The 23,794-nt window shown below is 68.2% G+C and carries 21 protein-coding genes; 13 read left to right on the top strand and 8 right to left on the bottom strand.

The window, feature by feature from the left end; translation table 11 throughout:
• Positions 1–2: 2 nt before the first annotated feature.
• The 5 genes from KOE53_RS04685 to KOE53_RS04665 form a co-directional block, all read right to left on the bottom strand.
• The gene (locus KOE53_RS04685) at positions 3–797 is read right to left on the bottom strand and encodes a siderophore-interacting protein (protein ID WP_188057578.1); all 795 of its coding nucleotides are present in this window, start codon (positions 795–797) and stop codon (positions 3–5) included.
• A gap of 181 nt (positions 798–978) precedes the next feature.
• Positions 979–1,290: a hypothetical protein gene (locus tag KOE53_RS04680; RefSeq protein ID WP_188057577.1), complete on the bottom strand. Its 312-nt coding sequence runs from the start codon at positions 1,288–1,290 to the stop codon at positions 979–981.
• Positions 1,287–2,417, bottom strand: coding sequence for a GTPase family protein (locus KOE53_RS04675; RefSeq protein ID WP_188057576.1), 1,131 nt, complete (start codon positions 2,415–2,417; stop codon positions 1,287–1,289). The genes KOE53_RS04680 and KOE53_RS04675 overlap by 4 nt, the downstream gene beginning before the upstream one ends.
• Before the next feature lie 109 nt (positions 2,418–2,526).
• Entirely contained in the window at positions 2,527–3,504 is a 978-nt protein-coding gene (locus KOE53_RS04670; protein WP_188057659.1) for a zinc-binding dehydrogenase, read from the bottom strand.
• A 14-nt stretch (positions 3,505–3,518) separates the two neighbouring features.
• The gene (locus KOE53_RS04665; RefSeq protein WP_188057575.1) at positions 3,519–4,001 is read right to left on the bottom strand and encodes a MarR family winged helix-turn-helix transcriptional regulator; all 483 of its coding nucleotides are present in this window, start codon (positions 3,999–4,001) and stop codon (positions 3,519–3,521) included.
• 111 nt (positions 4,002–4,112) lie between these two features.
• On the opposite strand from KOE53_RS04665, the gene KOE53_RS13495 reads away from it, so the two are divergent.
• Positions 4,113–4,754, top strand: a complete 642-nt coding sequence (locus KOE53_RS13495; protein WP_251364124.1) for a hypothetical protein — start codon at positions 4,113–4,115, stop codon at positions 4,752–4,754.
• A gap of 215 nt (positions 4,755–4,969) precedes the next feature.
• Positions 4,970–8,053, top strand: a complete 3,084-nt coding sequence (locus KOE53_RS13690; protein ID WP_188057574.1) for a beta strand repeat-containing protein — start codon at positions 4,970–4,972, stop codon at positions 8,051–8,053.
• Positions 8,054–8,159: 106 nt separating this feature from the next.
• Here KOE53_RS13690 and KOE53_RS04645 read toward each other — a convergent pair whose 3' ends face one another.
• On the bottom strand, positions 8,160–9,200 hold the full coding sequence (locus KOE53_RS04645; protein ID WP_188057573.1) for an NAD(P)-dependent alcohol dehydrogenase: 1,041 nt from the start codon (positions 9,198–9,200) through the stop codon (positions 8,160–8,162).
• A 195-nt stretch (positions 9,201–9,395) separates the two neighbouring features.
• Between KOE53_RS04645 and KOE53_RS04640 the strand changes: the two genes are divergently transcribed.
• The 9 genes from KOE53_RS04640 (at position 9,396) to KOE53_RS04600 (ending at position 20,273) form a co-directional block, all read left to right on the top strand.
• Positions 9,396–10,865, top strand: a complete 1,470-nt coding sequence (locus KOE53_RS04640; protein ID WP_188057572.1) for an MFS transporter — start codon at positions 9,396–9,398, stop codon at positions 10,863–10,865.
• Between the two features lie 69 nt (positions 10,866–10,934).
• On the top strand, positions 10,935–11,780 hold the full coding sequence (locus tag KOE53_RS04635; protein ID WP_188057571.1) for a helix-turn-helix transcriptional regulator: 846 nt from the start codon (positions 10,935–10,937) through the stop codon (positions 11,778–11,780).
• A 151-nt stretch (positions 11,781–11,931) separates the two neighbouring features.
• Entirely contained in the window at positions 11,932–12,993 is a 1,062-nt protein-coding gene (locus tag KOE53_RS04630) for an ABC transporter substrate-binding protein (protein WP_188057570.1), read from the top strand.
• Positions 12,990–14,117, top strand: a complete 1,128-nt coding sequence (locus tag KOE53_RS04625) for a FecCD family ABC transporter permease (protein ID WP_353055579.1) — start codon at positions 12,990–12,992, stop codon at positions 14,115–14,117. The genes KOE53_RS04630 and KOE53_RS04625 overlap by 4 nt, the downstream gene beginning before the upstream one ends.
• Complete coding sequence (locus KOE53_RS04620; RefSeq protein WP_188057569.1) at positions 14,114–15,172, top strand: FecCD family ABC transporter permease; 1,059 nt, start codon at positions 14,114–14,116, stop codon at positions 15,170–15,172. The genes KOE53_RS04625 and KOE53_RS04620 overlap by 4 nt, the downstream gene beginning before the upstream one ends.
• Positions 15,173–15,183: 11 nt before the next feature.
• The gene (locus KOE53_RS04615) at positions 15,184–15,972 is read left to right on the top strand and encodes an ABC transporter ATP-binding protein (RefSeq protein ID WP_188057568.1); all 789 of its coding nucleotides are present in this window, start codon (positions 15,184–15,186) and stop codon (positions 15,970–15,972) included.
• Positions 15,969–17,597 (top strand): ABC transporter transmembrane domain-containing protein, encoded by a 1,629-nt coding sequence (locus KOE53_RS04610; RefSeq protein WP_215401661.1) that lies wholly within the window; start codon positions 15,969–15,971, stop codon positions 17,595–17,597. Before KOE53_RS04615 ends, KOE53_RS04610 begins: the two co-directional genes overlap by 4 nt.
• Positions 17,590–19,386 carry an ABC transporter ATP-binding protein gene (locus KOE53_RS04605; RefSeq protein WP_188057567.1) on the top strand — a complete coding sequence of 599 codons (1,797 nt, stop codon included), beginning with the start codon at positions 17,590–17,592 and terminating at the stop codon, positions 19,384–19,386. Before KOE53_RS04610 ends, KOE53_RS04605 begins: the two co-directional genes overlap by 8 nt.
• Positions 19,383–20,273: a siderophore-interacting protein gene (locus KOE53_RS04600; RefSeq protein WP_188057566.1), complete on the top strand. Its 891-nt coding sequence runs from the start codon at positions 19,383–19,385 to the stop codon at positions 20,271–20,273. Before KOE53_RS04605 ends, KOE53_RS04600 begins: the two co-directional genes overlap by 4 nt.
• 1 nt (position 20,274) lies before the next feature.
• On the opposite strand, the gene KOE53_RS04595 is transcribed toward KOE53_RS04600, so the two are convergent.
• Entirely contained in the window at positions 20,275–20,733 is a 459-nt protein-coding gene (locus KOE53_RS04595) for a DoxX family protein (RefSeq protein WP_188057565.1), read from the bottom strand.
• A 79-nt stretch (positions 20,734–20,812) separates the two neighbouring features.
• Complete coding sequence (locus KOE53_RS04590) at positions 20,813–21,409, bottom strand: HPP family protein (RefSeq protein ID WP_353055578.1); 597 nt, start codon at positions 21,407–21,409, stop codon at positions 20,813–20,815.
• A gap of 173 nt (positions 21,410–21,582) precedes the next feature.
• Here KOE53_RS04590 and KOE53_RS04585 point away from each other — a divergent pair, with 173 nt between their 5' ends.
• On the top strand, positions 21,583–22,512 hold the full coding sequence (locus tag KOE53_RS04585; protein WP_188057564.1) for a LysR family transcriptional regulator: 930 nt from the start codon (positions 21,583–21,585) through the stop codon (positions 22,510–22,512).
• Between the two features lie 154 nt (positions 22,513–22,666).
• Entirely contained in the window at positions 22,667–23,755 is a 1,089-nt protein-coding gene (locus KOE53_RS04580; protein ID WP_251364123.1) for an AI-2E family transporter, read from the top strand.
• Positions 23,756–23,794: the final 39 nt, after the last annotated feature.

Raw genomic sequence — 23,794 nt, 5'->3', positions numbered from 1 at the left:
CACTAGGCCTGCGGAATGACCTGCCCGATCGGCTCGCGCTTCTCCGCCTGGAAGCGGTCCTCGGTGCGGCCGCGCGCCCAGTACCCCGAGAGGGAGACCTGGCCTCGCTCGAGGCCGCGCTCGTCGAAGAACACGCGGCGCAGGGCCTTCATCGACTCGCGCTCGCCGTGCGCGAAAACATCCACGTGCCCGTCACGCCAGGGCAGGGCGCGGACGGCATCTGCCAGGAGCTCCGTGTCATGTGCCGGGTCCACGATCCAACGGACCTCGACGCCGGTGGGGGCCGCGAGTTCGAGAATGGCCTCCTCCGAGTCGGTCTCGATGATCGCAGTGCCGACGGCATCTGCGGGCAGCGCCTCCAGGCCCGCGGCGATCGCCGGTACGGCCGAGAGGTCGCCCGCGAACAGGTGCCATGCGGCATCCGGGTTCGGCCGGTAGCCGCCACCCGGACCGGAAAGCGAGAGCAACGCGCCGGGCTGGGCCGCCGCCGCCCAGGGCGCCGCGAGGCCCTCGTCGCCGTGCACGACGAAGTCGATGTCGAGCGTCTGCGCTGTGGCGTCGACGCGGCGCACGGTGTACGTGCGCGTCACGGGGTGCGCCTCGGGCGGCGGGGTCGTGAACTGCAGCTTCACGTACTTGTCAGTCTCGGGCCGATCCTGGAACTCTGCAAAGCCGGGGCCGCCGAACCGCACGCGCACGAGGGAGGGGCTGAGGCGCTCCGACGAGATCACTGTCAGCTCGACGACGGGGCGCTGTGGGCGTGGGGGACGAGGGGAGGCCTCGGGTGCAGTGGTCACCTGTTCCACGCTATCCGGTTCGCGGACGGAATGGTCGGATCTTTTGTCAGAGTGGTCTGGCGCTCAGCTGGCCCCTGGCTACTGAGGGGCGTCGAGCCGCTCGAGCAGTGCCACGGCCGAGCGCGCGTCGTCTCCGATCCAGAGGGCCCGCTCGCCGCGGTGCCCAACGCGCGTGCGTCAGCTACATCGCAGCGATCCGTGTCAGGCGAACGGTGAGCAAGCCGACGGCCATGATGAGTTCGAGATAGCCGAGTACGAGGCCCACGATGGCGGCCCAGAGCAGCGGTCCGGGGTGCCGAAGGGACCTGTGGCCAATCGCGACGGCCACGATGCCCATTCCGATCAGGAGCAGGTAGCCAGCGATTCCGCTCGGCCCGAAAATCGAAACGACGATGACCAGCATGCCGGCGGCAAGCGCGAACAGGTGGCGGGCGTTGTTCTGCGGCGAGTGCGCGGGGCTGCTCTGCCGGGGAACGCTTGGCTCCCTCGTCACGGCTTCTTTGACCCATTCTTTGTGAACCACGCGGCGACCTGCTCGGTGAAGAGCTTCCGCACCAGTTCGGTGTCGAGCGCGCCGTCGGCGCCCTTGAGTCGCCCCTGCGTGAGCTCGCCGCACACCGTCGCCCAGGCGTAGCCGACGGCGAAGGTGAACGTGCTGGCGACGGCGGCCGAGATCGTGCCGCCGATTACCCACCCGGCACCCGGAATGAGTTTCACGAGGCTGACGGCGGCGCTGCGGCCCGCGGCCGTAGCCGCGGTCGTCGCGACAGTGGCGGCGATCGTCGCCGTCTCCATCTTGACGCCGTAAATGGCGGCGATCTTTGCCATCATGCCGAGCTGAATGGGCACGAGGACGCCCGCGTCGGCCATCGGAATCGGCACCGCGCCGACGGCTAGCGCCATCCCGGCAGCCACTTTGACGACGTCTTTGGCCTGCTTGTTTTTTCGCTCGAGGTCGACTTTCTGTGCCGCGATGAATGCTGCTTCGACACCTGCTGGAGCAACGCGAAAGGTGGCATCGACGAGATCCTTCAGGCCGTGTTTCACCTGGCCGGTGAACTGATCTTCCGTGGCCATCACCAGGATCGGCCCGCCGCCGAAGATCGGCAAGCCCAGGCTCGCAATGTGTTCGGCGAGCGCGACCGCGTCGCGGTGATACTCGGCGCCGCGCGAGGGCACCTGCGTGAGCACGACGACGACGGGCAGGCCCAGGTCGTGCAGCCGGCGGATGAAGTCCGCCTCGGTGTCTTCAAAGCGGCGGTCGGTCGCGCGCACGCAGTACCAAGCGGCGTGGACCTGATCCTGCAGGGGCTGCTTGCGCATGCGCTTGACGTAGTCGCCGAGCTCACCAATCAGCGTGTCCGTGTCCTTGCCAATCTCGAGGCCACGCGTGTCGAGCAGTCCCAGAAAGCCCGCCCGGTGCAGGTAGAGGTGGTTGTCCATCGTGACGGGCTCGCCGATGCCGGTGGGCGCGACGTCCTCGCTGAAGACGGCGTTGATGAGCGTGGACTTGCCGACGCCGGTCTTGCCAAAGATGGCCAGGTTGAACCGGCCAATCTGGTCTGCCTGCTCCTGCCACTTCTGGCGGAACTCCTCGTCGGACCAACCGTCGGCTGCCATGGTGCCCCCTCGTCTTTCCGTCAGGATACAAGTGCGCCCGCCCGAACTGCTCGAAGGGAGCTGTCCGGGCGGGCGCGAGGTGGTGCGGCAGGATCCTGCCGGGAGTACCTTACGGGCGCAGCAGCACCTTGCCGACGCGGCCGGGCGCGGCGTTCGCAGCGGCGGCGGCCCCGATCTCATCGAAACTGAACGTGCCCGCGACCGGGAGAGTGAGCGTGCCGTCGAGCACGCGGCCGATCAGCTCGCCGAAGAGCTGGCCCTTGAGTTCGGCGCTCATCTCGCGGCTCACGACGCTGCCCCAGAAACCCTTGACCGTGGCCTGCTTAAAGATCAGGTCGCCCGACGAGATCTCGAGCGTCGGCGAGGCCATCGCGCCGAAGACGACGAGGGTGCCGTTCGTGGCGAGGGCGGACAGGACATCGCCCGCGGCCTTGCCGCCGACGGAGTCGATGCCGACGCGAATATCGGCGCCGCCCGAGATCGTGGCGAGCTGCTCGCGCCAGTCGTCGGAGTCGGTGGCGATGACGCGCTCAATGCCCTGGGCGCGCAGCTCCTCGACGCCGGCGCTGCGGCGCACCAGGCCGACGACGTTGATGCCACGAGCCTTGCCCAGCTGGGCGATCATGCGGCTGACCGCACCGTTTGCGGCGTTCTGCAGGATCCAGTCGCCCTCCTTCAGGTCGAGGAAGTGCAGCAGGCTGATCGCGCTGAACGGCATCGACACGAGCTGGGCGGCGACCTCGTCGGACAGGGCGTCCATGACGGGGATGAGTGCTGCGGCGTCAGCCACGAAGTACTCGGCCCAGGCGCCGAACGTTCCGCCGCTGGCGACCCGCTGACCCACGGCGAGGTGCTCGACGCCCTCGCCCAGCGCGTCGACGATGCCGACGGCCTCGGTGCCCGACTGGGCGGGCATCTCCGGCTTGTAGCCGTACATGCCGCGGACGGTCAGCAGGTCGTGGTTGTGCACGGCGGCGAGCAGGGTGCGCACGCGCACCTGGCCGGGGCCGGGCTGGGGGAGCGGGCGTTCCTCGACGGTCAGGACCTCGGCGGGGTCGCCGAACTGGTGCTGAACGAGGGCGCGCATGGTGGGGTTCGTGGTCATTTGTGTGACTCCTTCGGGGTCGTGATGGCGATTGTGTCGTTTGTAGGGTGGGCGCTCACGGCGTGCATCGTCTCGGTGAGCTGCTGCAGCGTCTCGATGAGCGCGGCGGCGGCGGCCCGGTCGGTGAGTCCGGTGCCCGCGGCGATCTGGCCCGGGATGTGGGCGAGCTCGGCGCGAAGTTCGAGGCCGCGAGCGCCCACCGAGACCGTCACGACGCGCTCGTCGGCCCCGCGCCGCTCGCGGTGCACCAGCTCGCCCTGTTCCATGCGGCGAAGCAAAGGGGAGAGTGTGCCCGAATCGAGCTGCAGGTGCTCGCCAAGCGACGAGACGGTCTGTTCACCTTCGATCCACAGGGTGGCGAGCACCAGGTACTGCGGGTACGTCAGGTTCCACGGCTCGAGCAGCTGGCGGTACGCCTGGGTCGTCGCTCGGGTCGCGGCATAGAGGGAGAAGCACACCATCTCATTGGTCACCGACATGTTCTAAGTTTTGCACGCAATTAAATTGTGCACAACTTAGTTTCCTGGTCGCGCACGGCTTGCGTCCAGCTTCCCCATTGGCGGCGCCTGGGTGAGCAGAGCATGCTCGGCATGTTCACGATCGGCGCGGCCGGCCTGGCGCTTGCGGCCTGTGCTGGCCCGGTCGCGTCTCGCTTCGCTGCGACGGGAAGCGACCGCGACGGGCGTGACGATGGCGGGGAGCTGCAGCTCGCGACGGTTGCGGGGGACGCGACGAAGGGGAACCCGGCGGCGCTCACCGTTCGTGTAGACACCCGCACAGCGCCAACTGAGGCGCGGCACCGCCGAGAGGCCCGGGAGAAGCGCCGCCCGGCGGCTAGAATTTCGCTCGTGATCGCTATTGCATTCGTCGCGTTGCTCGCAGTTCTCGCGCTCTTCCAGGTTGCGCTCGCCTGCGGCGCTCCGTGGGGCAGCTTCGCTTGGGGTGGGCAACACCCTGGCACGTTGCCACTGAAGTATCGCGTGGCCTCCGCCGCGTCGCTCGTGGTCTACGCCACCATTGCCATCATTGCGCTCGATCGCGCGGACATCATTGACGTCCTTCCTGAGGCGATTGCCGCGATCGGGATGTGGGTGGTGTTCGGCTATCTCGCGCTCGGAGTGCTGATGAATGCAATTTCGAGGTCCACTCGAGAGCGATGGGTAATGACGCCGGTCGCTCTAGTGCTCGCGGTGCTCGCATGTATGATCGCGTTCAACGGGCCAGGCCAGTAGGCACGCGGCGCATCGGGATCGTGGACCGAGGCGCACACGGCAGGGTGAAAAGTGGATCACGTCCTATCTTGAGCGCGGACCACCGAGTAGTGTGCGATTGACCCCATGCTGGCATTGCCGCCATTGCTCTCTCAGAAGCGGTCGAAACACGTAGTTCCGCAGTACGCCGGCGAACAGTTTCGTTTCGGTCTCCTCGAGAGAAAGCATCCTCCAACATGCGCTCATCCCGCTTACGAGCGACCGCGGCCGCGGTCGCCGTCAGTACCATCGTGGTCGCTTCGGCGATCAGCGCCTCTGGCTCCGCCGTCGCTGTTCCTGCGGACCACGTTGCATCCTTCGCGGCATCAGGATCCGTGCAGACCTGGGTTGTCCCGGCCGGAGTGACCGAGATCGGGCTTGAGCTCGCAGGTGCTCAGGGTGGACATGCCTACGGTGGAGGTGGCGTTGGCGCTCGTCTCGCCGGCACGGTGACGGTCACTCCTGGCGCGACCCTCAATATTGTGGTGGGCGGCGCGGGAGCGAACGGCGTGCAGTACCAGGCGGGGAGTGGCGGCGGTGGCGGTTCCTTCGTCTACACGACCGCAACTCAAGCTGGTCTGCTCGCCGCCGCGGGTGGCGGCGGCGGTGCCGGGTCGAATAGCTTCCCCACTTCGGCAAGCCTCGGCAGTGTCGGTGAGAACGGCACGAACGGCGGGGGCGCTGGCGGCAGCGCTGGCGCCGGCGGACAGGGATCACCTTTTGGTTCGAGGAGTCTCACTGGCGGCGGTGGCGGCCTACTGACTAGCGGCGGGAACGCTGTGGGCGGGCAGGGCTTGGCGGGCGGCGCGGCCGGCGGTTCAGGGGCTCGTGCAGGCGGCTTCGGCGGTGGCGGCGGGGCCGACGGATCCGCTGGTGGCGGTGGCGGCGGTTACAGCGGCGGTGGCGGCGGGAACTTTGGCCAGAATGGTGAGGCCGGCGGTGGCGGTGGCGGCGGGTCCTACTTCTCCGGGACGCTCGCCAACTCGGCCGTTGACCAAGGCGGAAACGGCATCGTCAAGATCACCTACCCCTCAGTTGTCGGTTCAGTCTCAGCCACGATCGGAAAGGCCGGCGACGCGTTGACGCTGAGCGGAGCCGGGCTGGCCGGCGCGACCGCGACGATCGGCGGGGTCGCCGCGACGGTGATGTCTTCGAGCGACCGGCAGCTCGTGCTGACAATCCCGGCACGGTCTCCGCTGCCCCTTGCAGCGCAGCCGATCGTGGTGACCATTGCGGGCGGATCTGCGCTCACAGCCCCCAGCGAGTTCACCTACGCACCCATCCCGACGGTCACTGCGATGAGCCCGTCGACCGGGTTGGTGTACGGCGGCAAAACTATCGAGATCACCGGAACAGGCCTCGAGAACACTCAGGGGGTCTTCTTTGGCGACGAATTTGCGAGCTTCATCGAGTCGTCGGGCACCACAATTTCAGTGACTGTGCCCAGTTCGGTCGTCGGCACTGTTGATGTCACTGTTATCACTCTCGGGGGCGTGAGCGCCACGAGCGCTGCCACGCGGTACACCTACTTCGCGCCGACCATCGGCGTGGCCCCCTCCTTGCTCGGGGCGATAAAGCAGGGGGTCGCGTTCTCGCTGACGTTGAGCGCGAGCGGGGCCCAGAGCAGCTCATACAACTTCGCGGTGACAGACGGCGAGCTTCCCACGGGCTTGTCGCTGAGTAACGGCGTGATTCACGGAATTCCGAGCGAGCCCGGCTTGGGAGCCTTTGTGATCACCGCGACGAGCGTGGACTCGTTCATGGGGTCGAGGCTCTACACCTTCGTGGTCGCGTCGTCGGTTCCGGTCATCACGAGTGTGGCTCCCGCGACGGGGATTGCCGGTGGGGCGGTCACCATTACGGGAACTGACCTTGACGGCGCGAGCGTTACCATCGGCGGCGAGGCGGCCCAGGCCGACTCGAGCGCGTCAAACACCGACACCTCCCTCACCGTTCTCGCCCCGGCGGTGGCCCCGGGAGCCACTGGCGGCGCGGTCGATGTGACAGTAACGAACGACTGGGGCAGCGACACCGAATCCGACGCGTTTGCATACATTCCGCCGACAGTATCGGGCGCGACTCCATCGACCGGCTCGGTGTATGGCGGCACGATCGTCACCCTCGCTGGCACCGGCTTTGTCGGGGCGACCGCGGTGAAGTTCGGCAGCGAGAACGCGGCTTCGTTCACTGTCAATTCAGACACCTCGATCACGGCGGCGTCCCCGGCCGGCTCGGCAGGCAACGTCGACATCACCGTTACTACCGCCAATGGCGTGACGTCGACGAGCGCGGCAAGTGAGTTCAGCTTCGCGGCGCCGACGATTTCGGTCTCTCCCCAGACGCTCGCCGAAGGAAAGCAGGGCGTCGCGTACGCGCAGGCGCTCACGGCGGCTGGCGCAGCGAGCGGTCCGTACGAGTTCGAGGTCACGGACGGCGCATTGCCGGACGGCCTGGCGCTCGCCGCAGACGGCACGCTCACCGGCACACCGACCGAGCACGGCTCGTTCGACGTCACCGTGACCGGCACGAGCCCGGACGACTACACCGGCAGCGCGGACTACACGATCGAGATTGCGTCATCCGTCCCGACCATCGCGGGCATCTCGCCCGACAAGGGCAATGCGGGAGGCGCCGTCACCATCACCGGTACCGATCTCGACGGGGCGAGCGTCACGTTCGGAGGCGAGGCCGCGCCGATCGATGCGAGCGCTACGAACACGGCGACCTCGCTGACGGTGCTCGTGCCGACCGTGCTGGCCGGTTCGGAAGGCAAGAGTGTCGACGTCCAGGTGACAAACCCGTGGGGCGAGGCCACCGCAGCCTCGGCGTTCACCTACAACGCGCCGTCGGTCGAGCTCTCGGTTCAGTTCAAGGTCGGTGACACAGCCAAGGGTGCGAAGGTGGCCTTCGTGGCAAGTGGCTTCGCTGCCGCGCAGTCGGTCACGGCCGTGGTGCACTCCACCCCGACCACGATCTACTCGGCGTTCACCGGTGCGGGCGGCACGCTCGACGCGACCGTCACCCTCCCGGCGGTAGAGAAGGGCAGCCACAAGCTCGTGATCACCGCGGGTGCCGAGTCGCAGACGGTCTGGTTCGCGGTCGACGCCGCGGGCAAGATCACGGCCGTCTCGACGACCGGCCCGGTGGGCAACCCTGCGGACATCATCGCGCTGACCGGTGCCGAGATGGGCCCGGCGCTCTTCGGGGCTATGGGGCTGCTCGTGGCCGGGCTGCTGGCGGGCGCGCTGGCGCTGGGTGGTCGTCGCCGCCGCGAGGTCTAGGCGAGGACCCGCTCACGAACAAGCAGCGCCCGGTGGGAGCCAGTTATCTGGCCTCACCGGGCGTTGCTGGTGTGTATCGGCGAAACGTGTCCGCCTGATCCTGCAGTTACAGGGTCTTCGTATCCAGTACGAAGCGGTACCGAACGTCGGCCGACAGCACGCGCTCGTAGGCGTCGTTGATGCCGTCCGCTCCGATGAGCTCGGTCTCGGGGAGGATGCCGTGCTCGGCGCAGAAATCGAGCATCTCCTGCGTCTCGGGGATGCCGCCGGTCATTGATCCTGCGAGCGAGCGACGCCCACCGATCAGGGCAAACGCGGGGACGGTGAACGGCTCTGGCGGGGCGCCGACGTTCACGAGCGTGCCGTCGATGTCGAGCAGTTCGAGGTACACGACGATGTCGAGCGGGGCCGACACGGTGCTCAGGATCAGATCGAAACTGCCCGCCAGCTCGGCGAGGGCCGCCGCGTCGGTGGTGTCGACGTAGCGCGATGCGCCAAAGCTCAACGCATCGGCCGACTTCGCGGTGCCGCGCGACAGCACGGTGACCTCGGCACCGAGCGCGCTCGCGATCTTGACGCCCATGTGGCCGAGGCCGCCCATCCCCAGGATCGCAACCCGCTTGCCGGGCCCTGCACCCCAGCGCTTGAGTGGCGAGTACGTCGTGATGCCGGCGCACAAGAGCGGCGACGCCTTGGCCGGGTCGAGGCCCTCGGGCATCTTCAGCACGAAGTCCTGGTCGATGACGGTCGCCTCGGCATAGCCGCCCTGGGTGATTGACCCGTCAATGTCGGGGCCGTTGTACGTCGGCACGTTGCCGTTCAGGCAGTACTGGTCTTCGCCTCTCAGGCACTGCTCGCAGGTGCGGCAGGAATTCGACTGGCAACCGACGCCGACCAGGTCACCGACCTGGTGACGGGTGACGGCGCTGCCGATCTCGGCGACGCGGCCGACGATCTCGTGGCCGACCACCTGCGGGTATGCGATGGGTCCCCAGTCGCCGCGCACCGTGTGAATGTCAGAGTGGCAAATCCCGGCGTACTCGATATCGATCAGCACGTCGGTCGGTCCGACGTCGCGGCGCTCAATCGTCATCGGCTCGAGGGGATCGGTCGCGGAAACTGCGCCGAAAGCTTTCACGGTTCGCATGGGGCTCCTCAAATTCTGGTGGTCGTCGCTGCTGGTGGCACCGGCGCTCTCGCTACTGACGATATCTGCTGCTGCTTGTGCTGCGCTCGATGGCTGCTGGGCAGGATCCGGCCTGATCACCAGGCGAGTGCCCGACGCATTAGAGTGGCACCCTGCGGAGTTGCAGCGAAATCTGACAACACTGACTGGGGGCGCATGAGCGACGCATCATGGCTGAGCGAATCTGAACGAAAACGCCTGAGCCGGAAGCAGCCCGACGGCGCAATCGTCGCGGCACTCGCGTTCACCGGCCTGGTGGCGTCGTTCATGATGACCCTGGTCACCCCGTTGCTGCCCGAGCTCCCTCATCTGCTCGGCGTGACGCAGGCGGACGCGATGTGGGTCGTGACCGCGACGCTGCTCGCCGCCGCGGTGGCGACACCGATCGGCGGTCGCCTCGGCGATCTCTACGGCAAGCGCAGGATCATGCTGGTGCTGCTCGGCAGCCTCGTGCTGGGCTCGGTGATCGCCGCCTTTTCCTCCACGCTCATTCCCCTCGTGGTCGGGCGCGCGCTGCAGGGCGCGGGACTCGGCGTCATCGCGCTCGGCATCAGCATCTTGCGCGACGTGTTGCACCGTGATCGCCTCGGCAAGGCGGTGGCGCTCGTGAGTGCCACCCTCGGCATTGGCGGCGCGGTGGGGCTGCCGGTCTCGGCAGTCATCTCGCAGTACCTCGACTGGCACATGCTGTTTTGGGCGTCGGGCGCGCTCGGCGCGATCGGTTTCGTGCTCGTCCTCACGATCGTGCCGGTCAGTACGCTGCGCAGCCCAGGGTCCTTCGACTTCGTCGGCGCGATCGGGTTCGCGGTCGGCCTGGTCGGGATCCTGCTGGGCGTCTCGAAGGGCGCTGCGTGGGGGTGGACGAGCCCGCTGACCCTCGGCACCACGCTCGGCGGCATCGCCGTGCTGGGCCTCTGGGCCTGGTACGAGCTGCGCATCTCGAGCCCGCTGATCGACATTCGCGTGTCGATGCGGCGCTCGGTGCTGCTCACGAACCTGGCCTCGGTCACCGTGGGCTTCGCCTTCTTCGCCACGGCAGTCGCCCTGCCGCTGCTGCTCGAGTCGCCGACTGATACGGGGGTCGGCTTCGGCCAGAGCATGCTTATCGCCAGCCTCTGCCTGATGCCGAGCGGCCTGGTCATGTGGGCGATGTCGGGTGCCGCGGCCCGGCTGACCGATCGACACGGCGCCCGGACCAGCCTCTTCCTCGGGATCACCCTGATCGCGGTCGGCTATCTCCTCGCGATCTGGCTCATGACCGAGATCTGGCACACCGTGCTGATCGCCACCCTGGTCGGCTTTGGCGTGGGCTTCGCGTATGCCGCGATGCCGACGCTGATCATGGCCGCGGTGCCTGCGTCCGAGACCGCGGGGGCGAACGGCCTGAACTCGGTCATGCGCACCCTGGGTTCGACGTCGGCCAGCGCCGTCATCGGCGTGATCCTGTCCGTAAACATCGTCACCGTCAACGGGGTGACGACGCCGAACGAGTTTGGATTCAAGCTGAGCTTTGCGCTCTGTGCGGGGGCCGCCCTGATCGGGCTCGTGCTCACGCTGCTGCTGCCCAAGCGCCAGCCGCGCTACGACACCGCGAGCCTGCCGGTGCAGCCGAGCGCGTCCCGATAACGCCAGTCAAAGCGACGGGTCCGTTCGCGGGAGTGTTGCGTCGCCGACCCCTGTTACGCTAATCATCTGATGAATGTGTTCCTCCAGGCCGACTGGGACTCCAGCGCGCTGCACCCCTCGATGGTGCACCCGCCGTGTCTCATGGGCACCGGGGTGGTGACGGGTGCGGGCGGCTCGACCAGTCGACCGCTGTCGCCGCCGCATCGTCACCCGGACGCCATGCTGGCCTGGTGCTATCGCGGCACCGTCTCGGTGCACCTGTCAGACACGATGTGGCGCCTCGCCCCGGGTCAGGGCGTCTGGATTCCGGCGGGAATCGCGCACACCGCGCGTCACGAGGGCACTGCGATCGGGTGCTACACCTATGTCCCAGATCAGGCGCTCGCGGCGCCGATGCGCGCGGTTGCCCGCGTGCAAGTGCCGCGCGCGGTGCAGGAGATGATGCTGCACCTCGGCGTGAACGACATGGACGAGGGTCTGCGCGTGCGCATCCAGTCGGTGTTGATCGAGCTCCTTCAGCTGCCCGCGGCGAGCCTCGCTGGCGCCGGGGGAGAGGTGCCGCTGCCCGGAGACGAGCGGGTGAGTGGTTTGGTGCGGACCGTGCTGGCCGCGCCGGGGGACCCGCGCTCCGCCGGCGAGCTGTGCGCTGCGCACGGGCTGCACGAGCGGAGTGTGCTGCGGATCTTCCAGGGCGATGTCGGCATGACCTTTGGTCAGTGGCGCACGGGGGTGCGGCTGACTGCGGCGGCGCGGCTGATGGTCGACGGCGATCCTGTCGGCGTCGCCGGGGTGAAGAGCGGCTTTGCCTCGACGAGCGCGTTCTCGGCGGCCTTCAAGGGGCGCTATGGCGTGACCCCGCGTCGGTATGTCGCGCAGGTCAGGTCCGACCCCGCGAGTCACCAGTACTGGCGATAGATCTGATCTATGTCTGTTTTTCGGGAATAGTCGTCTGTTTGACGACACATGCGTCGCGGGTTTCGCCGTAGCATCGTTTTGTTAGGTAAGGCTTTCCTAACCGCGTGCCGTGTCGTTGCGGCCCCTTCCCCCTCTTCTCGATCGGAGAATCATGTCGATTACTTTTGCGCGCCCGAAGGCCCGGCGGGCCACGGCGCTCGTCACGCTGGTGGCCGCGGCCGCGCTGGCCATCAGCGGCTGCAGCGCGTCCGCTACAGAGACCTCGCCGGGCGCGGTCGCCACCGACGGCGTGGTGGTTGAACATGCGCACGGCTCGACCACAATCCCGGAGAAGCCCAAGCGCATCGTCGCTCTCGGCTGGATGACCCCGGACATCGTTGCGGCCCTCGGTGAGAACCCTGTGGGAATCGAGGAGGTGTGGGGCGCCGGCGAGAGCGGCTTCCAACCCTGGTTCGAGGAGTTCGTCACCGAAGAGTACGGCGAGACCCCCGTGATCATTCCCTCCGCCAAGGAGGGGCCGAACTACGAGGCGATCAAGGAGCTGAAGCCCGACCTGATCCTCGGTCTCTACTCGGGCATCACCGACGTCGAGTACGAGCGTCTGAGCGAGATCGCCCCCACGGTTCCCTATATCGAGGGCCCCTGGAACCCGGGTACGTGGGAGGGCATGACCCGCACCGTCGGCCAGGCGATGTGGGAGGACGACAGAGCCGAGGAACTGATCGAGGAGACGAGCGCCCTCGTGACCGGCCTCGCCGAGGAGCACCCAGAGTTCCAAGACAAGAGCTTTGTCTGGGGCTTGACCCTGAACGAGGGCGGTACCGACCTCGGCGTGTACCTCGAGTACGACCCGCGCGTGCGCATCACTGAGGCGCTTGGGTTCACCTCGACCTCGGCGATGGACTCCTTCCTCTCCACTGCGGAGGGCGACAACTGGTACACGGGTGTCAGCCTCGAGAATCTGTACGACGTTGACGCGGATCTCTTCGCCGCCTGGGGAAGCAGTGCCGCCGAGGGTACCTACACTGTCGAAAACAAGGTGGTCTCGCGGTGGCAGCCGATCGCCGCGAACTCCTACGTGATCTACGCGAGCGACGCCGAGGCCTCCGCCATCAGCGCCCCGACAGTGCTCTCGCTCGAGTACATCCTGCCCACCTACGTCGACGACCTCGCGGCGGCCCTCAAGGGCGAACCGACGATCCTGGGCAAGTGAGTTCGCCGGTGTCAGCGCTTGGCCAGGCAACGGCCTCGCCGGCCGCGGGCCTGAGCGTCGGCGCCGCGCGCGACCAAGTTCAGCCGGGCGGGGGTGGTCGTCGCACACGCGGCGGCCGGCCCCGCCGCAACACGGCCCGCGTTGTCGGGCTCTTCGTAGCGGCGGCGGCCCTCGTCGTCGCCGCGATCGTCTCCCTTGCCGTGGGGAGTCGACCGATCGACCCGGTGACCGTGCTCACCGCGCTCACCCACTACGACGAGGCCAATCCGCTGCACCTCATGGTGGTCGAGCTGCGCGTTCCGCGCACCGTCCTCGGCCTGCTGGTGGGTGCGGCGCTCGCCGTATGTGGCGCGCTGATCCAGGCCTTCACGCGCAATCCGCTCGCCGACCCCGGGATCCTCGGCGTCAACGCCGGTGCCTCATTCGCCGTCACGTTCGCCGTTGGGGTTCTCGGGCTCAGCTCGCCGGGCGCCTACGTGCCCTTCGCCCTGCTCGGGGCGCTCGTGCTGACCCTCCTGGTCTACGCGCTCGGCTCGGTCGGCCCGTCCGGGGCCACCCCGATGAAACTCACGCTTGCGGGCGTCGCCCTCGGGGCCGCCTTCACCGGATTCACCACCGCGATCGTGTTGCAGAACAACAGCACGCTGCAGGTCATGCGGTTCTGGGGCGTCGGCTCAGTCGGCGGGCGAACCCTCGACCAGCTCGAGTGGGCGCTGCCGCTCATCGCCGCGGGCCTCGCGCTCGGACTCGTGTGCGCCCGCTCGCTGAACGCGCTCGCGCTCGGCGACGATCTCGCGCAGGCTCTCGGCGCCCGGGTGGCGCTCACGCAGATCCTGGTAATCGTGGCCGTTACCCTCCTTGCCGGCACGAGCGTCGCGGCCGCAGGTCCGATCGCCTTCGTTGGCATTATGATCCCGCACATGGTGCGCTGGTTCACCGGCCCCGACCAGCGCTGGGTGATCGCCTACTCGATGATCGTGGGTCCCATCTTCCTCGTACTCGCCGACGTGCTGGGCCGCATCGTGCTCCCGAACGGTGAGCTCCGCGTCGGAATCGTCACCGGGATCCTCGGCGCCCCAGTGTTGATCGCCCTCGTGCGACGGGGGCGGGTGAGCGGGCTGTGAGCGTTCACCCTCCCCCCGTCGACTTCGGGCGCCGACAGTTCCGGATCGAGACCAGGCGGCTGTCCGCCCTCGTGCCGGTGCGCTCGGTCGTCGTATCGGCGGTGCTGATCGTCGTGATTCTCGTCGCGGGAATCGCCTCCATGACCATCGGCGCCTACGACGTGAGCTTCCCGGACGTGCTGCGCGCGCTCGTCGACCCCGCCGCCGACCCAGACACAGGCCAAGTCGTCTTCGAGTGGCGCCTGCCGCGCGTACTGTTCGCCGTGCTGTGCGGTGCGGCGCTTGCGCTCTCGGGCGGGATCTTCCAATCGCTTACCCGTAACCCGCTCGGCTCGCCAGACATCATCGGCTTCGGCGTGGGCGCCCAGTTCGGGGTCACGCTCACCATGGTGGTGCTCGAGCTCAATACCTACATGTACAAGGCGGCCGGCGCGCTGGTTGGCGGGCTGATTACGGCGCTGATCGTGTACGTGCTCGCGACGAAGAACGGCATGTCCTCATTCCGGCTCATCATCGTCGGCATTGGGGTCTCCGCGGGCCTGGGCTCTCTGACCTCGTGGATCTTAATCTCCGTGAGCGTCGAGAAGGCGATGATGGCGGCGACCTGGGGTGCGGGGTCGATCGCGTCGCTCGGCTTCGACCAACTGGTCCCGGCCACCCTGGTGTTCGTCGCGGTCATGCTGCCGGCGCTGCCGCTGAATCGAACGCTCCCCGTGCTCGAGATGGGCGACGACGCGGCCACCGCGCTCGGGGTGAGCCCTGGGCGCACGCGCTTCTCCGCGATGGTCCTCGGCGTCGCCCTCGTGGCGCTCGTGGCCGCCGCCGCGGGCCCGATCTCCTTCATCGCGCTCGCCGCACCGCAGATCAGCCAACGGCTCACCCGCTCGCACAGCCCGATGGGCACGGTGCCGGTGATGCTGACAGGATCCGCGCTCGTCGTGGTCTCAGATGCGTTTGCGCAGCTGCTCACCGTGCCCGTCGGCGTCGTCACCGTTTCGGTCGGCGGGTTCTACCTCGCCTGGCTTCTCGCCGCCCAGTACTCGCGTCGCACCTGAAAGGACCCGCCATGACCGCATCGCTGCTCGCGCGCGACATCACCCTGAGCTACGGGGACACACGCATCATCTCGGAACTCAGCCTCGAGGTCCCCGACCACTCGTTCACCATCATCATCGGGCCCAACGCCTGCGGGAAGTCGACGTTGCTGCGCGGCTTTGCTCGGCTGCTGCGACCCGCGACGGGCGCCATCCTGCTCGACGGCTCGGAGCTGCACACCCGCAAACCCAAGGAGGTCGCGCAGCGGCTCGGGCTGCTGCCGCAGTCCTCAATCGCCCCCGACGGCATCACCGTGGCCGACCTCGTCGGGCGCGGCCGCTTTCCCCACCAGAACGCGATGCGCACCTGGAGCCGGGCGGACGAGCGGGCCGTCGCGGACGCGATGGCGGCGACGGCTACCACTGACCTCTCGCGTCGCCCCGTGGACGAGCTCTCGGGTGGGCAGCGCCAGCGCGTGTGGGTCGCGATGGCGCTCGCTCAGCAGACAGGACACCTGCTCTTGGACGAGCCGACGACCTTTCTCGATATCGCGCACCAGATCGACCTCCTCGAGCTGTTCGCCGAACTCCACCGTGGCGGCACGACGCTCGTGGCGGTGCTGCACGACCTGAACCACGCAGCCCGCTACGCGACGCACCTGGTCGCCATGCGAGACGGGGAGATAGTTGCGCAGGGCGACCCGCGAGAGATCATCACCGCAGAACTCGTGGAGGCCGTCTATGACCTTCCCTGCAAGGTCATCACCGATCCGGTCACCGGCACGCCGCTGGTGCTGCCGCTCGGCAGGCGGAGGCCGTGAGCGTTTCACCCAGGCAGCTCTTCGGGATGGCGCTGTCGGGAGAGGGGCGCGGCGCTCAGCTGAGCGTGGCGATCCTGCTGCTGGTCGTACACGCGCTCGCGGAGGCCGCGATCCCGGTGCTGATCGGAGTGACAATAGACCGCGCCGTACTGCCGGCGGACCCGGGCGCGCTCGCCGTCTGGCTCGGCGTGATGCTCGGGGTGTTTCTCGTGCTGACCCTGAGCTATCAAGGTGCGTCACGCCTGATGGTCTCGATCTACGGCTTCGGCGAGCAGGCGCTGCGCCACCTCACACTGGCCCGGATCCTGCGGCCCAGACTGTCGCAAGAACCGCTCAGCGCGGGCGAGGCGCTTACCTTCGTGACCTCCGACACGTACCGCGTCGCCGGGGTCGCCTGGTCTGTCGCGCAGCAGTGCGCCACGATCGCAGCGATCGTCGCGTCTGCGCTCGCGATGCTCGTGATCTCCCCGGTCGCGACGATCGTGGTGTGTGCGTCGACCGTGCTGATGATGGTCGTGATGCGCGCCGTGTCGCGACCGCTCGAGCGCCGGGGCCTCGCTGAGCAGAGCGCTGCGACCGAGGCGGGCGCCGTCGCGGCCGACTTTATGAGCGGGTTTCGGGTGCTTGTGGGAATGGGCGCGCGGGACGAGGCGGTGCGCCGCTACGCCACCGCAAGCGACCGATCTCGCCTGGCTGCGACCGCCGCTGGGCGCACCCTCGCCGGTTACGAGGCGGTCAGCGCGACGCTCGCGGCACTCACCCTTGCTGGTCTCGCGGGAATGTCCGCCTGGTTCGCGGCGGAGGGGCACATCAGCATCGGCGAGCTCGTCACCGTGCTCGGGCTCGCGCAGTACATCAGCGGCTCGCTCGCCTATGCCGGGTCCTTCCCGTCGAATTGGATCCACAAGTTTGCGTCGGCCAAGCGCCTCGCCGAGGTCATCAACGCCCCCGACCTCCTCGGGGAGCCCGGCATGGGCGCGGCGCTCGAGCGCCCGGATGGCGTGGTCTTGGCATTCCGCGTCGGGATCGACCGGGTCGACGTGCGCCGCGGTGAGCTGCTCGGCGTGCGGCCGGGGGACAGCGATGCGGCCCGCGCGCTTGCCCGACTGCTCGGCATGCGTGCACCCGTCACCCGCGATGACGTCTCGGTCGAAGTAGACGGCGCCCACCGCGACCTGCGAGATCTCGACCCGCTTGACTATCGGGCCCGGGTGGTCTCGATGCCGCACCGGCAGGCGATCGTCAGCGGTACCCTGAGCGACGCCGTGCGTGGGTGGCGCGCTCCCGGGCCGCCCGACCCGGCGCTCGTCGAAGCCGCGGCCCTGCACGACACCGTCGCGCAGGTGGGCGGATGGGGAGCTGAAGTCGGCGAGTCGGGCCGGCGGCTCTCTGGAGGCCAACGGCAGCGGCTCGGGCTTGCCCGCGGGTTGCACGCCGAAGCGGAAGTGCTGGTGCTCGACGAGCCCACGTCCGCGGTCGACGCGCTCACCGAGGCCCACATCGCCCGGGCGCTCGCTCGGCTCGAGGGCACGACGATTGTCATCACCACCTCGCCCGTGCTGCTTGCCGCCTGCGACCGGGTCGTCGCACTGCGCCCGAACGATTCGGAGAACCCGCATGCATGAGCACGCACCCGCAACGACGCTCCCCATCGCGACGGGCGGCCAGGTCCGTGATGTCGTACGGCGGCTCCTGAGCCAGCACCGCGGGCGGGCGAGCGCGGTGGCGACCCTGTTCCTCGCGGCCTCCGCGCTCGGGCTCGTCATGCCCGCCTGCATCGGCAAGATCATCGACGCGGTCTCGAGCGGCGCGGGCCTGCCCGTCGTCGCTGCCTGGATCGCCGCGCTCGCGGCGGGCGCGATCGGGGCCGCCGTGGTCGCGCTGTGGGCGGCTCGGGTGCTCACCGCGCTCGTGCAGGACGTCCTCGCGAGCCTACGAGAAGACGTGTTCTCTGCCGCCATGCGCCTCCCGGTCTCGACGATCGACGACGGCGAGAGCTCCGACCTCATCTCGCGCGTCACGGGCGACGTCGACGCGGTCGCGGAGGCCGGAGGAAACGTCGCCCCGACCATCCTCTCGGCAGGGTTTGCAATCGCGGTGTCGCTTGCTGCGCTGATGTCGCTCAACCCCTGGCTGGCGCTCGCGGGCATCGCGTGCCTGCCGTTCTACGTGCTCGGCACTCGGGCATTTCTGCGTCGCTCGCGCATCGTGTTTGCCCAAATCCGGGTGCGTGAGGCCGCCCGCAGCCAGGCCGTGATTGATGCGGTCGAGGGCCGCGAGACCCTCACCGCGCTCAACGAGCAGGACCACGCCCTCGATCGAGTGCGTTCGCGGGCGCTTGAGTCGATCGATGTGCAGATCGAGGGCGTCCGGCTGCGCAACCGGCTCTTTCGCTGGATCAACGGGGGCGAGGCGTTTGGACTCATCGGGATCCTGCTGGCGGGATTCGTGTTGCACGCTGGCGGAGCCATCAGCGTCGGCATGGTGACGACGGCCGCGCTCGTCTTCCATCGACTGTTCGGCCCTATCGGTCAGCTCATCTTCGGCCTCGACGACATCCAGCGCGCCTCGATTGGTCTCGCTCGGCTCGTCGGGGTGATCGATCTCGCGTCAGCGGTGCCGACAACCGCCCCGCGCCTGGCCCGCCCAGGCGATGCAGGCGCCGCTATCGAGCTGCGCGGAGTGAGCTTCCGATACCCGACGACAGGACGAGGGGTGAGCGAGGTCACCCTTCGGGTGGAGCCCCGCACCACGACGGCGCTCGTGGGCGAATCTGGGTCAGGGAAAAGCACCCTCGCGCGGCTCGTCGCGGGGCACTTCCCGCCGAGCGCCGGTGAGCTGCGTATCGACGACGCGATCAGCCCCTACTATCTCTCGCAAGAGCTGCACCACTTCCGCGGCACCGTATCGGACAACATGCGGCTGGCCGCCCCCGAGGCGAGCGACGCGGAGATCGCTGCGGCGCTGACTGCGGTGGGCGCCGACTGGGCCCTCGCGGATCGCCCCGAGACCGGCGTGCCGCTGGACGAGGGCCGCATCCAGCAGGTGGCCGTCGCCCGGGCGCTCCTCGTCGACCCGCCGGTCGTCGTCTTGGACGAGGCGACGGCCGATGTCGGCCTGCAACACCGTGCCGCGGTTGAGGCTGCGATCGGGGCGCTTCGGCAGAATCGCACCGTTGTGCTCATCGCGCATCGACTGGAACAGGCCCGCACCGCCGATCAGATCGTCGTGTTCGCGGCGGGTGAGGTCGCCCAGCGCGGCACCCACGCCGAGCTCGTCCGGACCGACGGCTCCTATCGGGGCTTTTGGCTGGCGCAGGAGGGAACCGCGCCGAGCCGCACATCGACCATTGACCCACAACGCGACCGGCCCACACCCCGTCGGTCGCCAGACACAGAACCGGAGACACCGTGAAGATTCACCGCGGCATCGTGACCCTGGCCACCCCGCTGACGCCATCGCTGGTGCGCATTACGCTCGGCGGTCCCGGGGTCGCCGACTTCCTGAGCACCGACGTCGGCGACGAGTACGTGCGCGTGTTCTTTCCGCACGGCGACGACCCCGCCGACGTCTCGCTGCCTGTGCCCCAGGACGACTGGTGGGTGACCCCTGACGGCGCCCCGGAAGCTCCCATGCGCACGTACACAATCAGCGGTGTGCGCCCCGGAACGGGCGAGCTCGATATCGACTTCGTGACCCACGACGCCGGCGTTGCAGGCCCGTGGGCACTGGGCGCGCGACCCGGCCACGTCCTCGGGCTGAACTCGCCCACCGGCCTCTATAGCCCGCCTTCGGGCACCACCTGGCAGGTGTTGGCCTCGGATCTCACCGGGCTGCCCGCCGTCGCCCGGATCGCGGCAGACGCCGCGGCGGGGGTCCGCACGCGGGCAGTCATCGAGATCGCCGACGAGCGTGACAGGATCGACTTTCCCGTCGGCGAAGGCGTCGAGGTGACCTGGGTGATCGGCGGGAACGGCCATGGCCCGAGTGCTCTCGGTCAGATCGTGCGCAGCATTGTCGACGATCGACTGCCCCTCGACGAGGGATATATCTGGGTGGCCGGGGAAACCGTCGCGCTGCGCGATGTGCGCAAGTATCTGCGGAAAGAACTCGCGTTACCCGCAACACAGTACACAGTGATGGGGTACTGGACGCCGATCACCGACTGGGACTCGAAGTACGCCGCGCTGGGGGAAGCGGTACAGCGTGAGCTTGACGCGATCTGGACCGAATCAACCGATGCGGACCCAGAGGACATGCAGGTGCGATTTGAGTCGCGCCTCGATCAGCTCGGGCTCTGAGTTAGCGCTTCCGGCGCGGGCGATCGCGCCAGGCGCCGGTGGACCAGAGCGCGGCGAGCACGAGTACGGGCTGGAAGAACAGTCGGACGAAGCGCTTCGTGTCGGTGTCGAGCCCAAAGCCGTCGCGCGCATTCAGCCATTGTGAAATGTTCCCGGGAAACACGGCGATGAAGAGCAGAGCCACCGCCCAACCGACGGGGACTCGGCGTTTGGCGAGCAGCGCGAGCGCCCCGCCCAGGGTGATCTCGACGACCCCTGAGGCGACGACGACCTGGTCGGCGCTGAGCGGCAACGAATCGGGGACCTGCGCCTGAAACTCCCCGCGGCCAAAGGTGAGGTGGCCGATGCCGGCGAAGACGAGAAATGCCCCCAGGATGACGCGCAGAATCGTGCGACCGCGCGACGTCGGCGGTTTCGGCTCGCTCAGCTGGGCGAGGAACGTCTTCGAGGAGCGAGCCATGGGGTACCTGGACAATTCTCTGGGGCGCTACCCAAGTGGGCGCGGGCCGATGTGGGTCACATGCTGTCACGGATGGCTGTCAATTGGCGAGGACATCTGCGGCAGGATCCTTCGCGACGTCTGCCGGAGCCTGGTTCGCGCGGCTGAAGCGCGCGAGGAAGAACCGGTAGATCAACGCGCAGGCGCTCAGCGCGAGTGCTCCAGCAAGTACCGGGGTGAACAGATAGTCCCATCCCTCCCCGCCGAGCATCAGCGCGATCGGGGTTCCTCCGGCGGGCGGGTGGATCACGCGCGCGGTCGCCATCGCAGCCATCGCGAGGCCGACCGCAAGGCCGAGACTCCACCAGGTCACGGGGAGGAAAGTCTGCACGATGAGACCGCAAAGCGCCGCAAGGAAGTGCCCGCCAACCACGTTGAGCGGCCGCGAGAGCGGGCCGTCCGGCACGAGAAAGATGAGCACGCACGATGAGCCGAACGCGGCGATCAGGATGGGGGTGCCGGCGAGGTTGCCTGCCTCGCCCAGGAGAGCGATGGTCACACCGCCAGCGACGGCAGCTGCGAGGATGGCGTGCCACGGGAGCGCTGGTTGAGTCGGGCGAATGCGTGCCCAGAACGCCGCCGCCCAAGTACCGCGAGCAGCGGTGGTAGGGATGGGTAACTGTTCAGTATCGGCCACGAGTGTTCCTCAAGGTTGCGCGGGGTGCCACTCGAACGAAAGGCTGGGGGGAGAGGCGACGGGAAGCGCGTGCCGCCTGTGCCCTGAGATCAACGCTATGGCCGAATGCGCCGCCCCCACAACGAACCACGGGTTGCCGTGTCACAACGCATGGTTGTGCGTAGAATGCTGAAGTGTTCAGTCCTCAGCTGCCCGACCTGCGCGCCCTCGAGCTGCTCGAATCGATCGCGCGAACCGGCTCGATCACTCTTGCCGCTGGCGAGCTGGGGATCACCCAGCAGGCGGCGTCGCTCAGGGTGCGCCGGCTCGAGCACCGTCTCGGAAGAGAGCTCGTCGTACGAGCCGCCCGTTCCTCGCACCTGACGGGGGATGGAGCAGCGCTGCTCGCCCTCGCTCAGCCGGTGCTGCGCGCGGCGGCCGAGATGGACGAGGCGTGGGAAGCATTTGTGGCGCCCGGGACCGCCGTCTCCGTTGCCGCAAGCCTCACGATCGCCGAGCACTTCCTGCCCCAGTGGATCATGACGTTCGTGCAGAACGGCAACGACCCCCGTTCGATCAAGTCCCAGTCCACAAACACGCGTGAAGTGGTGCGACGCGTCTTCGCTTCCGAAGCGGATATCGGTTTCGTCGAGGGGAGCGAGCCGCCGCCAGGGCTGAGCTATGCGTTTCTCGCACAGGACGAACTCGGCGTCTATGTCGCACCGGAGCATCCCTGGGCGACGCTTCGCCGCATCAGCCCGTGGACCCTCGCAGAGACGCCTCTGGTGACACGCGAAGTGGGCTCAGGGTGCCGATCGGTGCTGCTAGCGACACTCCTGCAACACGGTGTTGAGCCCTCCCAGTTCGCTGGGCCGGCGCTGGAATTGCCCAGCAACTTCGCCGTACTCGAGGCCGCTGCAGCGAACGTCGCACCCGCGGTCATCAGCACGCGTCCGGCCGAGAGGTTCATTCACGAGTCGCGCCTGGTTCGGGTGAGCGTCGATCGCGTCGCCTTTCAGCGACAGTTGGGCGCGGTGTGGAGGCAAGGAAAACAGCCGCCCACGCACGCGGCACGCGAACTGCTGAGCGCTGCGCTGCAGACGCCGGCGCGTTCTCCGAGATAGCGCAGCTTCGCTGGATCGCGCAAATTTTCGGGCCCCGACCGGCCGCGGAAGGACTGGTCTGCCTCTACGCTGGGAGAACGTGCATCGACGGGATCCTGCGAAGCGCACTGGAGACCTGAGGCGGGCCGCACCGGCCCCAAAGACTGGGAGCGCAATGAATACGGCGAACGGCACCGCGGGGCGCATGGCAGGGGATGACCACCCAGCAGGGTCCGGGTTCGGGCGCTTGCGCCAGCTCGGCGTGGCCAGCTGGTCGGCCGTCGGAGTGATCCTGTTGGTCGTCGTCGTGGCCGGCGGTATCAGCGCGCTGAGCGGGATCCTGACGCCCCTCGTGATCGCCGTGATTCTCGGCACCGTGTTCGAGCCCGTCGTGACGTGGCTTGTCGGGCGGCGGGTGCCGCGCACGCTGGCGGCAGCGATCGTGTTGCTCGTGGCGACCGCGCTGGCTACCGTCGTGGCCGTGGTGGTCGTGCGGGGCTTCATCCAGCAGCTGCCCGAGATCACACAACAAGTGATGAGCGGCTGGAACCAGCTGATGGACTGGGCGCGCTCGCTCGACCTCAACCCCGCCTGGATCGACCAGCTACGCAAGGCCGGCAGCGAGTACGCCGGGATCGCGGGGCGCGGGGCGATGGGGCTCGCGACGGGAGCCATCTTCGGAGCGGTGTCGTTCGGCATTGGGACGTTCTTTGCGGTGTACTTCCTTTTCTTCGTGCTGCGCGATGGCCAGATCTTCCCAGAGTGGGTTGCTCGGATCACCGGGCAAGACCGGGAACTTCTCACCCAGATTGACGTCAACGTCCGTCAGTCGCTGCGCGGGTACTTCAGCGGCACCGCGGTTACGGCACTCATCACGGGCCCGATCTTCGTCATCCCGCTGCTGTTGCTCGGGATCCCGCTCGTCATCCCGATGATCATCCTCTATTTCTTCCTGTCCTTCGTGCCGTACGTCGGCGCGTGGATCACCGGAGCATTCGCCGTGCTGATCGCCTTCGGGTTTGGGGGCGCGCCAGCCGCGCTGATCGTCGCGCTCAGCCTGCTCGTCTCAAACGGCGTGGTGCAGAGCGCAGTGAGCTCGTGGGCGCTCGGGTCGTCGCTGAACCTGCATCCCGTCATGGTGCTGCTCTCGACCATCGTCGGTGGCGTTGTCGCCGGGGTGCTGGGCATGGTGCTCGGCCCGCCCGTGATGTCGGCGGTCCAGAAGGCATGGGCGACCGTGCGCAGCTACCGGGCGCGGGCATAGCGCCCGGCGATCACCCTCTGCCATCCTGAGAACATGAGT

It is taken from the genome of Leucobacter sp. CX87, from assembly GCF_018682295.1.
Taxonomy (GTDB): Bacteria; Actinomycetota; Actinomycetes; order Actinomycetales; family Microbacteriaceae; genus Cx-87.
This window is presented reverse-complemented; position numbering and strand designations above follow the sequence as displayed.